Raw genomic sequence first — 14,260 nt, 5'->3', positions numbered from 1 at the left:
CCCCCACCCCGAATCACCTCCCGCAACCGCTCCCACCCCCGCTCGTACGCGAACGCCTCCACCCCCCACCGCAGCGCCGGCACCGTCCGCACCAACCCCGACGGGTCCCGCTCCAGGACATGGACCTCGGCGATCCGTCGCCGCCCCGCCCGGTCCCGTACGAGATGCAGGACCACCGATAGGGCCGCCGCCAACTGGCTGTGCAGCGCCGCCCGGTCGAGGCCGGCGGCCGTCCCCAAGGCCTCCAGGCGGGCGGGCACATCAGCCGCCGCGTTCGCGTGGACGGTGCCGCATCCGCCCTCGTGGCCCGTGTTGAGGGCAGCGAGGAGGTGGACGACCTCAGGGCCTCGCACCTCGCCGACGACCAGCCGGTCCGGCCGCATCCGGAGTGCCTGGCGGACCAGGTCCTGGAGCGTGACGAGCCCGGCGCCCTCCTGGTTGGCGGGTCTGCTCTCCAGCCGTACGACGTGGGGATGGTCCGGCTTCAACTCCGCCGAGTCCTCCGCGAGCACGATCCGCTCCCCCGGTCCCACGAGCCCGAGCAGCGTGCTCAGCAACGTCGTCTTGCCACTACCGGTTCCGCCGCTGATCAGGAACGAGAGCCGTGCCTCGATCAGCGCCCTCAGGATGCGGTCCCCGCCCGGCGGCACCGTGCCCGCCGTGACCAACTCGTCCAACGTGAACGCGCGCGGTCGTACGACACGCAGCGACAGACAGGTGCAGCCGACGGCGACCGGGGGCAGTACGGCGTGCAGGCGGGTCCCGTCGGGCAGCCGGGCGTCGGCCCAGGGGCGGGCGTCGTCCAGTCGGCGTCCGGCCACCGCGGCCAGGCGCTGCGCGAGGCGTCGTACGGCTGCCGCGTCCGGGAAGGAGACGGTGGTCAGCTCCAGGCCGCCGCCCCGGTCGACCCAGACCCGGTCCGGGGCCGACACGAGGACGTCGGTCACGGAGGGGTCGGCGAGCAGGGACTCCAGCGGGCCGCTGCCCACCAGCTCGGACCGCAACCGCTCGGCCGCGCCCAGCACTTCGGCGTCCCCCAGCACCCGCCCCTGCTCCCGCAACGCCTGCGCCACCCGCGCGGGCGTCGGCTCACCCCCGCTCTCCGCCAGCCACCGCCGCACACCGTCGAGCAGCCCGACAGGCATCGCCGCCCCGCCACTCGCCCCGCCGGCACCCGAAGCCCAGCGCCCCGAAACACCCCCCGAGTCCCTGACCCGCTCAACCCCGACCACTCCACTTGCCGGGACACCTGTCGAACCGCCGTCCCCCATGGACGCGCCCATCCCCGCATCCGCCGAACCGCCCACCCCCGTAAGCCCAGGCCCCCTGCTCCCCAGGGCCTCCGCCGCACCACCCCGCTCGGAACTCCCCACACTCCTCACCACCCGCCTCATACGCCACCCGCCTCGACCAACGCCCGCTCCAGGAACTCCCGGCAGAACCGCGCCAACGGCCCCTTTCCCGCAGTCCCCGGCGGCGACTTGCCCTCGTGCGGCCGCAACAGCCCCGATTCGACCGGCACTTCACCGACCAGGGGCAGGCCCAGGAGGCGGGCCACCTCCCGGTCGTCGAGGCCGGGGGCGTACGGACCCCGTACCGCCACGCGGAGGTCGCGCAGGACCATGCCGACGGCGGACGCGACCCGGCCGGCCGCCGCCACGGCGCGCAGTTCGGCGGGGACCACCAAGAGACCCACGTCGAGTTGGGCGAGGGCCTCGGCGACCCCGTCGTCGATGCGGCGGGGCAGGTCGACCACGACCGTGCCGCCGCGCCGTCGGGCCGCGGCGAGCACCGCCCGCACCGCCTGGGGCGGGATGGCGACGCAGTCGCCGCGGTCCCAGCTGAGCACCTTGAGCGAGTGGATTTCGGGAAGGGACTCCTCCAGGGCGCCGCCGCCGACCCGGCCGCGCGAGGCGGCGAACGCGGGCCAGCGCAGGCCCTCTACCGTCTCGCCGCCGAGGAGTACGTCGAGTCCGCCGCCCAGCGGATCCGCGTCCACCAGGAACGTGCGCAGCCCCTCACGCGCGGAGGTGACGGCGAGGGCGCACGCGAGCGTGGACGCTCCGGCCCCGCCACGGCCGCCGATGACGCCCACGGTGAGCGCGGGGCGACCGACGCCCTCGGCCACATCGGCGATGCGGTCGACCAGCCACTGCTCGCCGTCCGGCAGCATCAGGACGTGGTCGGCGCCGATCTCGACAGCCCGCTGCCAGACCCCCGAGTCGTCCTGGTCCCGGCCGACCAGCACCACCCCGCGCCGCCGGGCGGCCCCGCGCACCCGCCGCGCCGCGTCGTCGCCGACCAGGACGAGCGGTGCCGTCTCCCAGCCGCCCTGGCGCTCCGGCACCCCGTGATGGACCTCGGGTGTCGCGCCGGCCGCCGCGCACAGGCGCAGCAGGTCGTCGAGGAGTTCGGCGTCCTCGGTGACGATCAGCGGTCCGCCCTGTCGCCCTCCGGCCGCGTGCGGCGAATCGTGTGTGACGGTTCCGGCCATGTTTTCCATCCCCCATCGCTGTGTCTCTCGCGTCACCCCTGCGGCACCGCGATTTCCAAAGGTGCGGAGAACCGGCGACCGGCCCTCCATATGCACGGCCGACAGAAACCGGCCAAACGCGTCCGACAAACGGAACGGGCCATGAACTCGCCGCGAGCGAGGACGCGTTGGAATCACGGTGCGGGCATCGCGGAAATCGTGTGGATCTTGGTCGAAAACTGTGGACAACTCAGGGCCTGTGAATATCGCCTTCACCCATACCGGTGACCCCTGTACTGGCCTCTGTACGAGTTCCACAGCGCAGTCCGTCAACTACGCACGGTGACGAGCTCTGGGCATGAAAAAAGGCGGCACCAGCCGCCTCGGGTTGGTCTCACGACCACGTGCAGGGAGGGAAAACGCGTCCGGACATGCGACGACCCCCACCGGGGGGGAGAGTGGGGGTCGCCTTCACGGCCGACTCGGGGGGGGGAGGAGCCGGACCGCGTTAGCACGGTCGCGAACGATCCGTGACTTCCATGGTGTACCCGAGAGGCCTCTCAGGCAAACCCACGCGCCTCACCTTACGCCGAATGGGCTGCGCCTATGCTCTGGGTTGTGGAAAACCACTCCTTGCCCCGCACAGCAGCCTTCTTTGACCTGGACAAGACGGTCATTGCGAAGTCGAGCACGCTCACCTTCGGCAAGTCCTTCTACCAAGGCGGACTGATCAACCGCAGGGCCGCCCTGCGGACCGCCTATGCGCAGTTCGTCTTCCTCACCGGCGGCGCCGACCACGATCAGATGGAGCGGATGCGGAAGTACCTGTCCGCACTCTGTCGCGGCTGGAACGTCCAGCAGGTCAAGGAGATCGTCGCCGAGACGCTGCACGACCTGATCGACCCGATCATCTACGACGAGGCGGCCTCCCTCATCGAGGAGCACCACACCGCCGGCCGCGACGTCGTGATCGTGTCCACGTCCGGCGCCGAGGTGGTCGAGCCGATCGGTGAACTCCTGGGCGCGGACCGGGTGGTGGCGACCCGCATGGTCGTGGGCGACGACGGCTGTTTCACCGGCGAGGTGGAGTACTACGCGTACGGCCCGACGAAGGCCGAGGCGATCAAGGAGCTGGCCCAGTCCGAGGGGTACGACCTCGACCGCTGCTTCGCCTACAGCGACTCGGCGACCGATGTGCCGATGCTCGAGTCCGTGGGCCACCCCTACGCCGTGAACCCGGACCGCACGCTGCGCCGCGAGGCACTCGCGCGCGGGTGGCCGATTCTGGACTTCAACCGCCCGGTCCGGCTCAAGCAGCGGCTGCCCGTGCTCTCCGTACCGCCCCGCCCGGCGCTGGTCGTGGCGGCGGCCGTGGGTGCCGCGGCGGCGACAGCCGGGCTCGTCTGGTACGCGAGCCGACGCAAGGCGGCGACCGTTTACGCCGGTTAGTGACCCTTTGAACGTAAAAGTAAAGAACCGCGGCCAGGGGTTCCGCTTCCTCCAGGGCTGGAGTACAAAGGATTCAACGGCCCGCGAGACCAAGGACATCCGAAAGGATCACCTTAATAACGCATTTGGCCCCACGGACCGCGCATGAACACCGAGCACCCACGCGACGTCGACCCGTCGATTACGGGCCAGCCGCACCAGGTGACGGGCCAGGTTCCCGACCTGATGGGCAATATTTCGAGGACGCTTGGTAACCCGGTGGAACATGCCAGCGGCGGTACGAATCCTCGTACCGCCGCACCCTTGTAACGGCCCCCCAGTAGGGGGCCTTTTTCATATCGACGCTCACTACTAGGCGGCGCCGCGCTGCAACGCCTCGCACACCGCCGTCGACTCGCGCGCTCCCAGTTCGACCGCCCTGCCGCAGTGCGCGATCCAGGCGGCCATGCCCTCCGGGGTGCCCGACACGTAACCGTCCAGTGCCGCCAGATAGGCCGCGCGCCCCAGCTCGGCGTGGCCGACCTCCGCAGGGCACACGGACTTCGGGTCGAGGCCGCTGCCGATGAGGACGATCCGCTCGGCGGTGCGCGCGACCAGGCCGTTGCGGGAGGTGAAGGGGCGCAGGGCGAGCAGTTCGCCGTGCACGACGGCGGCCGTCACCAGCGCCGGTGCCGAACCGCCCGCGATGACCAGGTCCGCGAGTCCGTCCAGCCGCCCGGACACCTCGGCGGCGCCGGGCAGCGGCAGTTCGATGAGCGGCTCGTCGACCGGCTCCCCCTGCTGTCGCGGCCGGCCGACCGTGTCGTCGTTGCTCGCGGCCGCCACCAGGTGCAGCCGGGCGAGCACCCGGAGGGGCGACTGCCGCCAGATGGACAGCAGTTGGCCCGCCTCGGCGGACAGCCGGAGGGCCGCGCCCATGGTGCGCGCCTCCGCGTCACCACTGAAGTCGGTGCGCCGACGCACCTCTTCGAGCGCCCAGTCGGCCCCGGACAGTGCCGCCGAACCCCGCGCGCCACGCAAGGCCGCCTCGGCGGTGAGCTCGTTGCTGCGGCGCCGCATGACGCGGTGCCCGTAGACCCTGTCCACGGCCTTGCGCATGGACTCGACGGACTCGGCCACTCCGGGCAGTGTGCCCAGGGCCGCGAGCGGATCGGCGGTCGCACCTGTCGTACTCATGAGTACGACAGTAGCCATCCCAAGGGTCCGCCCCACGATTGAGTGGTCTTCTTCACGCACACCTGCCACGCACAGCAATGGCACGACTACGCTTCGTGAACATGAAAATTGCTTTCGTCGGGAAGGGCGGCAGCGGGAAGACCACCCTGTCCTCCCTGTTCGTCCGCCACCTCGCGGCCACCGCCCAACCGGTCGTCGCCGTCGACGCGGACATCAACCAGCACCTGGGCCCCGCCCTCGGCCTGGACGAGTCCGAGGCCGCCGCACTGCCCGCACTCGGCGAGCACCTCCCCCTGATCAAGGACTACTTGCGCGGCAGCAACCCGCGCATCACCTCCGCCGACACGATGATCAAGACCACCCCGCCCGGCGAGGGCTCCCGGCTGCTGCGGGTGCGCGAGAACAATCCGGTCTACGACGCCTGCGCGCGACCGGTGGAACTCGACGGCGGCGCCGTCCGTTTGATGGTCACGGGCCCCTTCACCGACGCCGACCTGGGGGTCTCCTGCTACCACTCCAAGACCGGAGCGGTGGAGCTGTGCCTGAACCACCTGGTGGACGGGCGCGACGAGTTCGTCGTGGTGGACATGACGGCGGGCTCGGACTCCTTCGCCTCCGGCATGTTCACCCGCTTCGACATCACGTTCCTGGTGGCCGAGCCGACCCGGAAGGGGGTCTCCGTCTATCGCCAGTACAAGGAGTACGCCCGCGACTTCGGGGTCGTCCTGAAGGTCGTCGGCAACAAGGTGCAAGGCCAGGACGACCTCGACTTCCTCCGCGCCGAGGTCGGGGACGACCTGCTCGTGACGGTGGGGCACTCGGACTGGGTGCGTGCCATGGAGAAGGGCCGGCCGCCCCGGTTCGAGCTCCTGGAGGACGCCAACCGCCGCGCCCTGCGCCTGCTGGAGATCGCCGCCGACGCGACGTACGAACTGCGCGACTGGGAGCGCTACACGCGGCAGATGGTGCACTTCCACCTGAAGAACGCGCGGAGTTGGGGCAATGAGCGCACCGGGGCCGACCTGGCGGCGCAGGTCGACCCCGGGTTCGTGCTCGACGAGAGCGTCACCGCCTCCGCGTGACACGCTGCGTGAAGCCACGCGCGCGGCGATTCCCCTCGGAACCGCCTACTGCTTGACCGCCGGCGCCCCGGGGACGCCCTTCGGGGCCGGGGCGGGGCGGCCGGTGAGGAAGGACGTCCAGCCCGCCTTCGGTGCCTCGCCGACGTTCAGGCCGCGCAGCTTGGCCAGGGTCTGCGGGTCCTGGGCGTCCAGCCAGTCGGCCAGTTCCCGGAAGGACACGCAGCGCACCTCGGACTTGTTGCAGACCTTCTCGATGACCTCGTCGAGGGCACGCATGTAGGTGCCGCCGTTCCAGGACTCGAAGTGGTTGCCGATGACCAGGGGCGCGCGGTTGCCGTCGTAGGCGCGGTCGAAGCCCTTGAGCAGGCCGTCACGCATCTCGTCGCCCCACTGGTCGAACTTGTCGGGGTCGCCCTGGGTCTGCGTGCCGGACTGGTTGACCATGAAGTTGTAGTCCATGGTCAGCTGCTCGTAGGTGTGGCCGGGGAAGGGGACGAGCTGCATGGACAGATCCCACAGCCCCTCCTTCTTCTTGGGCCAGATCTGGTCGTTGACCCCGCTGGTGTCGTAGCGGAAGCCCAGCTGGCTCGCCGCCTTCATGAAGTTGGCCTGGCCCTCCAGGCAGGGCGTGCGGGCGCCGACGAGTTCCTTGTCGTAGTCGAAGGGCAGTGAAGACGCCTTCTTCATCCCGGAGTTCGTCTTCCAGGTCTTCACGAACTGCTTCGCCTGGGCGATCTCGCTCTTCCACTCGGCGACCGACCACTCGCCGACCCCGCCGTTCTTGCCGCAGAAGTGGCCGTTGAAGTGGGTGCCGATCTCGTTGCCCTCCAGCCACGCCAGGCGCAGCTGCTTCACGGTGTCGGCGATGCCCTGCTCGTCGTTGAAGCCGATGTCCGAGCTGCCCGGCGAGTGCTCCGGGGGCTTGTAGAGGTCGCGCTTGTCCTCCGGCAGCATGTACACGCCGCTGAGGAAGTACGTCATGTTCGCGTGGTTGGCCTTGGAGACCTTGCGGAAGTGGGAGAACAGCTTCTGGCTGTCCTCGCCGGCGCCGTCGAAGGAGAAGACCACGAACTGCGGGGGCTTCTGGCCGGGCTTGAGCCGCTCGGGTCTGGGCAGATGTGGCTGCGCCCCGGTGTACGACGTGGAGCCGTCCCCGATCAGGCGGACTCCGCTCTTGGGTGCCGGGGCGGGCGCCGCCTTGTGCGGACCGTGCGCTCCCTGCGGGGAACCGTTGTCACCGATCGCGCAACCGGCGAGCGACGCGGCACAGGCCGCGGCGATCACGGCGCCCGCGGTGATCCTCTGGGTGGCGGCCATGTCCGCCCACCTTCTTCCTTCGTTCGGACCGACGCCGATCAGGGCGTTCTCTGGCGATGTGCCGGGAATCCCGGCAGCGCCGCCAAGGTGGCACGGGGCCGAAGGTGGGATTAGTACGACAAGCCGATGAAATTTCCACTTCACTCCACGAGGTGACTTATTAGCCTATTTGCCCGCAAAGCCTATACTTGACCTTTACTCTGCATTACGATCCGTTTACCGAGCGTTGAGAGATCCCGCCGCTGCACGCCGTGACCCACGGCCGCGACCGACCCCCGCCATCGACGGGGACCACCAGTTCCGCGACCGCGCTGCCCCGGAGGAGACGGGAAGACATGTCAGCCTGCGTACCCACCCGCGCCACCGACTCGAATCCGAACGCGAATCGGACGAAGCGCGTCCACCCACCCCACAGCCCGCCGCCGCCCCCGCGCCGCCGCTTCCGTGTCGCGGGCGCCGATGTGTCGGCCTCCATCGCGGTCTTCCTGATCGCCCTCCCCCTGTCCCTCGGCATCGCCCTCGCCACCGGCGCGCCCCTCCAGGCCGGCCTGGTCGCCGCCGCCGCGGGCGGCCTCGTCGCCGGTCTGCTCGGCGGCTGCCCCCTCCAGGTCAGCGGCCCGGCCGCCGGACTCACCGTGGTCACCGCCGACCTGATCCACCGTTACGGCTGGCGGACGACCTGCGCGATCACGGTCCTCGCCGGTCTCGCCCAACTCGCCCTGGGCTGCGTGCGCGTGGCCCGCACCGCGCTCGCCGTCAGCCCCGCGATCGTGCACGGCATGCTCGCCGGCATCGGTGTCACCATCGCCGTCGCCCAGCTGCACATCGTGCTGGGCGGCACCCCGCAGAGCTCGGTCCTCGCCAACCTCCGTGCCCTGCCTGCCCAGTTGGCGGACCTGCACCCCGCCGATGTGGCGATGAGCGTGCTGACGCTGGCCCTTCTGCTGCTGTGGCCGCGCGTCCCGGGCCGGCTCGGGCACCTGATGCGCAAGGTCCCGGCCGCGCTCATCGCCGTCGCCGGAGCCACGCTCACCGCGTCCCTCACCAGGCTGAGCCTCGCCAAGGTCGACCTGCCGTCCTGGAGCAGCCACGCGCTGGCCGGACTTCCCGAGGGCCCGGTGCTCGGGATCGCCGCCGCCGTGCTCACCACCACGTTGGTGTGCAGCGTGCAGTCGCTGCTCGGCGCGGTCGCCGTGGACAAGCTGGTCGCCGGGCAGCCCGGGCTCTCCGCCCGCGTCGGCCGTTCCGACCTGAACCGCGAACTGCTGGGCCAGGGAGCCGCCAACATCGTCTCCGGCGCACTCGGCGGACTGCCTGTCGCGGGCGTCGCCGTACGGAGTTCGGCGAATGTGAAAGCCGGTGCCGTGAGCCGGAACTCCACGATGCTGCACGGCGTTCTCGTAGTGGTAGCCGCGCTGCTGATGGTCCCGGTGCTGGAGCTGATCCCGCTCGCTTCGCTCGCCGCACTCGTGATGGCCGTCGGCATCCAGATGGTGTCCCTGCACCACATCCGCACGGTGACCCGCCACCGCGAAGTCCTGGTCTACGCCGTCACCACCCTCGGCGTGGTCTTGCTCGGCGTCCTGGAGGGCGTGCTCCTCGGGGTCACCGTCGCCGTGGCCGTAGCCCTCAACCGCCTTGCCCACACCCGCATCACGCACGAGCACGACGAGAAGGAAGGAGTCCATCACGTACACGTCCGAGGGCAGTTGACGTTCCTCGCGGTGCCGCGGCTCAGCCGCATCCTGCATCTCGTACCCCAAGGCGCCGACGTCGTCGTGGAGTTGGACGGTTCGTTCATGGACCACGCGGCGTACGAGTCACTGCAGGACTGGCAGAACGCGCACACCGCGCGCGGAGGCTCGGCCGAACTGACCGGACGCCGCACGGGAGTTCGCGACACCGAGCCGGGCCGCACCGGGAGTGACGCGACACCGGCCGACACCGCGACCGGCACGACGAGCGGGACGACGACCGAGGCTCCGGCTCGCACCACGGCCGGCGCTCCGACCGGCGAGCCGAAGACGTCGACGACGTCCACCGCCTGCCGCTGCCACCCCTGGACGCCCTGGCGCAACCACCAGTGCGATCACCGGCGTTCCGCCCCGGCCGGCGGACACCCGGCCGAGCCGACAGGCCGGCCGACGGATCGTCCCGCGCCCGGCGCCGCCGAGCCGACCGCCCCCGACACCGGAACCCGCCCCGGCACCGGACCCCACCTCGGCGCAGGCGCAGGCACAGGCACCAGCCCGGACACCCACCCCGGCACCGGCACCAACCCCGGCACCGGTCCCGGGGGCCACCAACTAGCCCGTGGCATCAGCGCGTTCCAGCGCGACACCGCACCCCTCGTGCGGGGCGAGCTGGCCCGGCTGGCCAGGGAAGGGCAGCGGCCCTCGCAGCTCTTCCTGACCTGTGCCGACTCGCGGCTGGTGACGTCGATGATCACCTCCAGTGGTCCCGGCGACCTGTTCGTCGTGCGGAACGTGGGCAACCTCGTGCCGCCGCCCGGCGAGGAGAGCGGGGACGACTCGGTGGCCGCGGCGATCGAGTACGCGGTGGACGTACTGCGCGTGAGATCGATCACGGTGTGCGGGCACTCGGGGTGCGGGGCCATGCAGGCGCTGCTCAACTCCGAGCCCGGGGGCGCCCGGACGCCGCTCAAGCGGTGGCTGCGGCACGGGCTGCCGAGCCTGGAGCGGATGGCCGACGACGGCCGGCCCTGGGCGCGGCTGACCGGAAGGGCGCCCGCAGACGCCGTAGAGCAGTTGTGTCTGACCAATGTGGTGCAGCAGTTGGAGCATCTGCGGGGGCACGAGTCGGTGGCTCGGGCCTTGCGGGAGGGGGCGTTGGAGCTGCACGGGATGTATTTCCATGTCGGCGAGGCTCAGGCGTACTTGTTGACCGAGGAGGACGGGGAGGAGTTGTTCGACGGGGTGGGGGTGGCGGACATGTCGGCCTGAACCTTGTTCACCCGGCGTCCGTGGGTACGAAAGACCCTCGCCACACGTCTCTGACCGCGGGTCCGATGACAGGTCTAAACCAATATTTCGACGACCCTTGTCATCGGACCCCCGGGTCTGATGAGCTGGCCCGGGACACAACGGACACCCTGGGAAAGGCAGATGCCGTGAGCAACGAAAGCCTGGCCAACCTGTTGCGCGAGGAGCGCAGGTTCGCACCCCCCGCCGACCTGGCGGCGAACGCCAATGTCACGGCGGAGGCGTATGAGCAGGCCAAGGCTGACCGGCTCGGCTTCTGGGCCGCGCAGGCCCGCCGGCTGAGCTGGGCGAAGGAGCCGAGCGAGACGCTGGACTGGTCGAACCCGCCGTTCGCCAAGTGGTTCAAGGACGGCACGCTCAACGTGGCGTACAACTGCGTGGACCGGCATGTCGAGGCGGGCAACGGCGACCGCGTCGCCATCCACTTCGAGGGCGAGCCCGGCGACAGCCGCGCGATCACCTACGCCGAGCTGAAGGACGAGGTCTCCAAGGCCGCGAACGCCCTGCTGGAGCTGGGAGTTCGGAAGGGCGACCGGGTCGCCGTCTATATGCCGATGATCCCGGAGACGGCGGTCGCGATGCTGGCCTGCGCGCGGATCGGCGCCGCGCACTCGGTGGTGTTCGGCGGTTTCTCTGCGGACGCGCTCGCGACGCGCATCCAGGACGCGGACGCCAAGGTCGTCATCACCACGGACGGCGGCTGGCGGCGCGGCAAGCCCTCCGCTCTGAAGCCGGCCGTGGACGACGCGGTCGACCGCGCGGACAGCGGCGTCGAGCACGTGCTCGTGGTCCGCCGTACGGGCCAGGACGTCGCGTGGAACGACGAGCGGGACGTGTGGTGGCACGAGATCGTCGACCGGCAGTCGGCAGAGCACACGCCCGAGGCGTTCGAGGCGGAGCAGCCGCTGTTCATCCTGTACACCTCGGGTACCACGGGTAAGCCCAAGGGCATCCTGCACACCTCCGGCGGCTACCTCACCCAGGCCGCGTACACCCACCACGCCGTCTTCGACCTCAAGCCGGAGACCGACGTCTACTGGTGCACGGCCGACGTCGGCTGGGTCACCGGCCACTCGTACATCGTCTACGGCCCGCTCGCGAACGGCGCGACCCAGGTCATGTACGAGGGCACTCCCGACACCCCGCACCAGGGCCGCTTCTGGGAGATCGTCCAGAAGTACGGGGTGACGATCCTGTACACGGCGCCGACCGCGATCCGTACGTTCATGAAGTGGGGCGACGACATCCCCGCGAAGTTCGACCTGTCCTCCCTCCGCATCCTGGGGTCCGTCGGCGAGCCCATCAACCCCGAGGCGTGGATCTGGTACCGGAAGCACATCGGTGCCGACAAGACCCCGATCGTGGACACCTGGTGGCAGACCGAGACCGGCGCGATGATGATCTCGCCGCTGCCGGGCGTGACCGCCACCAAGCCCGGTTCCGCGCAGACGCCGCTGCCCGGCATCTCCGCCACGGTCGTCGACGACGAGGCCAACGAGGTCCCGAACGGCGGCGGCGGTTACCTCGTCCTGACCGAGCCGTGGCCGTCGATGCTGCGCACGATCTGGGGCGACGACCAGCGGTTCCTCGACACGTACTGGTCGCGGTTCCCGGGCAGGTACTTCGCCGGTGACGGCGCGAAGAAGGACGACGACGGCGACATCTGGCTGCTCGGCCGCGTGGACGACGTGATGCTCGTGTCCGGGCACAACATCTCCACCACCGAGGTCGAGTCGGCGCTCGTCTCCCACCCCGCCGTCGCCGAGGCGGCCGTGGTCGGCGCGGCCGACGAGACGACCGGCCAGGCGATCGTCGCCTTCGTGATCCTGCGCGGCACGGCGAACGCCGATGACGAGAACCTCGTAGCCGACCTGCGCAACCACGTCGGCACCGTGCTGGGCCCGATCGCCAAGCCCAAGCGGATCCTCCCGGTGGCCGAGCTGCCGAAGACCCGCTCCGGCAAGATCATGCGCCGCCTGCTGCGGGACGTGGCGGAGAACCGTCAGCTGGGCGACGTCACGACCCTGACCGACTCCACGGTCATGACCCTGATCCAGGACAAGCTCCCGGCCGCGCCCAGCGAGGACTGACCTGCGGAGACGACGAGGAGGGGCGCCCGGCGGCGAACGTGCCGGGCGCCCCTTTCGCGCATACGGTGAGACCCGTAGAACCCCCAGGCCCCCTAGATGTGAGATCCGCAGGACCCATCCCGCCGCACCTTAGGTAAGCTAAGTAAAGCGTCAAGAACGCGACAAGGTGCGCCGGGAAGTCTGGTCGGCAAGTGCTCTGTGCTGCCCGCCACCCCGGAGGTCTCCCCGTGACCGCGCCCCGCCCCACCGCCGCCCGCAAAGTGCTCGGACGGCTGTCCCTGCCCGAGCGGAACTTCGTCGCGGACGCGCTGCGCACCGAGACCGTCGGCGGTGTCCTCCTCCTGATCGCCGCCGTCACCGCGCTGATCTGGGCCAACGTCCCCGCCCTGCACGACAGCTACGAGAGCGTCAGCCACTACCACTTCGGCCCTGCCGCTCTCGGCCTGCACCTCTCGGTCGCCCACTGGGCCGCCGACGGCCTCCTCGCCGTCTTCTTCTTCGTCGCCGGCATCGAGCTCAAGCGCGAACTCGTCGCCGGCGACCTGCGCGACCCCAAGGCAGCCGCCCTGCCCGTCGTAGCGGCCCTGTGCGGGATGGCCGTACCGGCACTCGTCTACACACTCACCAGCCTCACCGGAGGCGGCTCCCTCCAGGGCTGGGCGGTGCCGACCGCCACCGACATCGCCTTCGCGCTCGCCGTCCTCGCGGTCATCGGCACCTCCCTGCCGAGCGCGCTGCGCGCCTTCCTGCTCACCCTCGCCGTCGTCGACGACCTGTTCGCGATCCTGATCATCGCGATCTTCTTCACCGCCCGGATCGACTTCGTGGCGCTCGGCGGGGCCGCCATCGGCCTGGCCGTCTTCTGGCTGCTGCTGCGCAGGGGCGTGCGCGGCTGGTACGTCTACGTCCCGCTCGCGCTCGTCATCTGGGCGCTGATGTACAACAGCGGCGTCCACGCCACGATCGCCGGTGTCGCGATGGGCCTGATGCTGCGCTGCACCACCCGCGAGGACGAGAAGCACTCCCCCGGAGAGCACGTCGAACATCTCGTACGACCCCTGTCGGCGGGCCTCGCGGTGCCGCTGTTCGCGCTGTTCAGCGCCGGAGTCGCCATCTCGGGCGGCGCGTTGGGGGACGTGTTCACGAAGCCCGAGACGCTCGGCGTGGTTCTCGGACTCGTCGTCGGCAAGGCGGTCGGCATCTTCGGCGGGACCTGGCTGACGGCCCGTTTCACCCGGGCCTCGCTCAGCGACGACCTCGCCTGGCCGGACGTGTTCGCGGTCGCCTCACTCGCCGGCATCGGCTTCACCGTGTCGCTGCTCATCGGGGAACTCGCGTTCGACGGCGACCAGATGCTCACCGACGAGGTCAAGGCGGCCGTCCTCGTCGGCTCCCTCATTGCGGCCCTCTGCGCGACCGTGTTGCTGAAGCTGCGCAACGCCAGGTACCGCAGGATGTACGAGGACGAGGAGCGCGACGAGGATCTCGACGGCATCCCCGACATCTACGAGCAGGACGAGCCGTCGTACCACCTGCGCATGGCGGAGATCCACGAGCGCAAGGCCGCGGAGCACCGCAGGCTCGCCGAGGTGAAGGCCGCCGAGCGACGCGGGCTTGCCGAAGTGGCGGGCGGGGCAGGCGAGGACAACGACGGTCCGGCATGATCTGACC

The 14,260-nt window shown here is 70.5% G+C and carries 9 protein-coding genes; 5 read left to right on the top strand and 4 right to left on the bottom strand.

The genetic code is table 11. From position 1 onward, the window contains the following. On the bottom strand, positions 1-1,145 hold a 1,145-nt coding region (locus OO69_RS45970; protein ID WP_033286989.1), incomplete at its 3' end, for a TadA family conjugal transfer-associated ATPase. 245 nt (positions 1,146-1,390) lie between these two features. Further along, positions 1,391-2,494, bottom strand: coding sequence for a septum site-determining protein Ssd (gene ssd, locus OO69_RS45965; RefSeq protein WP_033286988.1), 1,104 nt, complete (start codon positions 2,492-2,494; stop codon positions 1,391-1,393). Positions 2,495-3,079: 585 nt separating this feature from the next. Between ssd and OO69_RS45960 the strand changes: the two genes are divergently transcribed. Next, a complete protein-coding gene (locus OO69_RS45960; protein ID WP_033286987.1) occupies positions 3,080-3,922 on the top strand; it encodes an HAD family hydrolase in 843 nt (280 codons plus the stop codon). Positions 3,923-4,273: 351 nt separating this feature from the next. Here OO69_RS45960 and OO69_RS45955 read toward each other — a convergent pair whose 3' ends face one another. After that, entirely contained in the window at positions 4,274-5,098 is an 825-nt protein-coding gene (locus tag OO69_RS45955; RefSeq protein WP_033286986.1) for a hypothetical protein, read from the bottom strand. A gap of 101 nt (positions 5,099-5,199) precedes the next feature. Here OO69_RS45955 and OO69_RS45950 point away from each other — a divergent pair, with 101 nt between their 5' ends. After that, positions 5,200-6,180, top strand: a complete 981-nt coding sequence (locus OO69_RS45950) for an ATP-binding protein (protein ID WP_033286993.1) — start codon at positions 5,200-5,202, stop codon at positions 6,178-6,180. A 45-nt stretch (positions 6,181-6,225) separates the two neighbouring features. Here the strand turns inward: OO69_RS45950 and OO69_RS45945 are convergent, their stop codons facing one another. Beyond that, positions 6,226-7,497: a lipoprotein gene (locus OO69_RS45945; protein ID WP_033286985.1), complete on the bottom strand. Its 1,272-nt coding sequence runs from the start codon at positions 7,495-7,497 to the stop codon at positions 6,226-6,228. A 335-nt stretch (positions 7,498-7,832) separates the two neighbouring features. Between OO69_RS45945 and OO69_RS45940 the strand changes: the two genes are divergently transcribed. From OO69_RS45940 to nhaA, 3 genes are all read left to right on the top strand, one after another. Further along, entirely contained in the window at positions 7,833-10,460 is a 2,628-nt protein-coding gene (locus OO69_RS45940; RefSeq protein ID WP_033286984.1) for a bifunctional SulP family inorganic anion transporter/carbonic anhydrase, read from the top strand. A gap of 125 nt (positions 10,461-10,585) precedes the next feature. Continuing rightward, on the top strand, positions 10,586-12,589 hold the full coding sequence (gene acs, locus OO69_RS45935; protein ID WP_199811164.1) for an acetate--CoA ligase: 2,004 nt from the start codon (positions 10,586-10,588) through the stop codon (positions 12,587-12,589). 227 nt (positions 12,590-12,816) lie between these two features. Next, entirely contained in the window at positions 12,817-14,253 is a 1,437-nt protein-coding gene (gene nhaA / locus OO69_RS45930; RefSeq protein ID WP_033286982.1) for a Na+/H+ antiporter NhaA, read from the top strand. Positions 14,254-14,260 lie beyond the last annotated feature (7 nt).

It is taken from the genome of Streptomyces sp. NRRL F-525 (genome assembly GCF_000716605.1).
In the GTDB taxonomy this organism is placed as follows: domain Bacteria; phylum Actinomycetota; class Actinomycetes; order Streptomycetales; family Streptomycetaceae; genus Streptomyces.
This window is presented reverse-complemented; position numbering and strand designations above follow the sequence as displayed.

What these genes read in the sequence shown, in the direction of transcription:
- ssd (WP_033286988.1), bottom strand. Translation starts at nt 2,494, where the DNA reads ATGGCCGGAACCGTCACACACGATTCGCCGCACGCGGCCGGAGGGCGA.
- OO69_RS45960 (WP_033286987.1), top strand. Translation starts at nt 3,080, where the DNA reads ATGCTCTGGGTTGTGGAAAACCACTCCTTGCCCCGCACAGCAGCCTTC.
- OO69_RS45955 (WP_033286986.1), bottom strand. Translation starts at nt 5,098, where the DNA reads ATGAGTACGACAGGTGCGACCGCCGATCCGCTCGCGGCCCTGGGCACA.
- OO69_RS45950 (WP_033286993.1), top strand. Translation starts at nt 5,200, where the DNA reads ATGAAAATTGCTTTCGTCGGGAAGGGCGGCAGCGGGAAGACCACCCTG.
- OO69_RS45945 (WP_033286985.1), bottom strand. Translation starts at nt 7,497, where the DNA reads ATGGCCGCCACCCAGAGGATCACCGCGGGCGCCGTGATCGCCGCGGCC.
- OO69_RS45940 (WP_033286984.1), top strand. Translation starts at nt 7,833, where the DNA reads ATGTCAGCCTGCGTACCCACCCGCGCCACCGACTCGAATCCGAACGCG.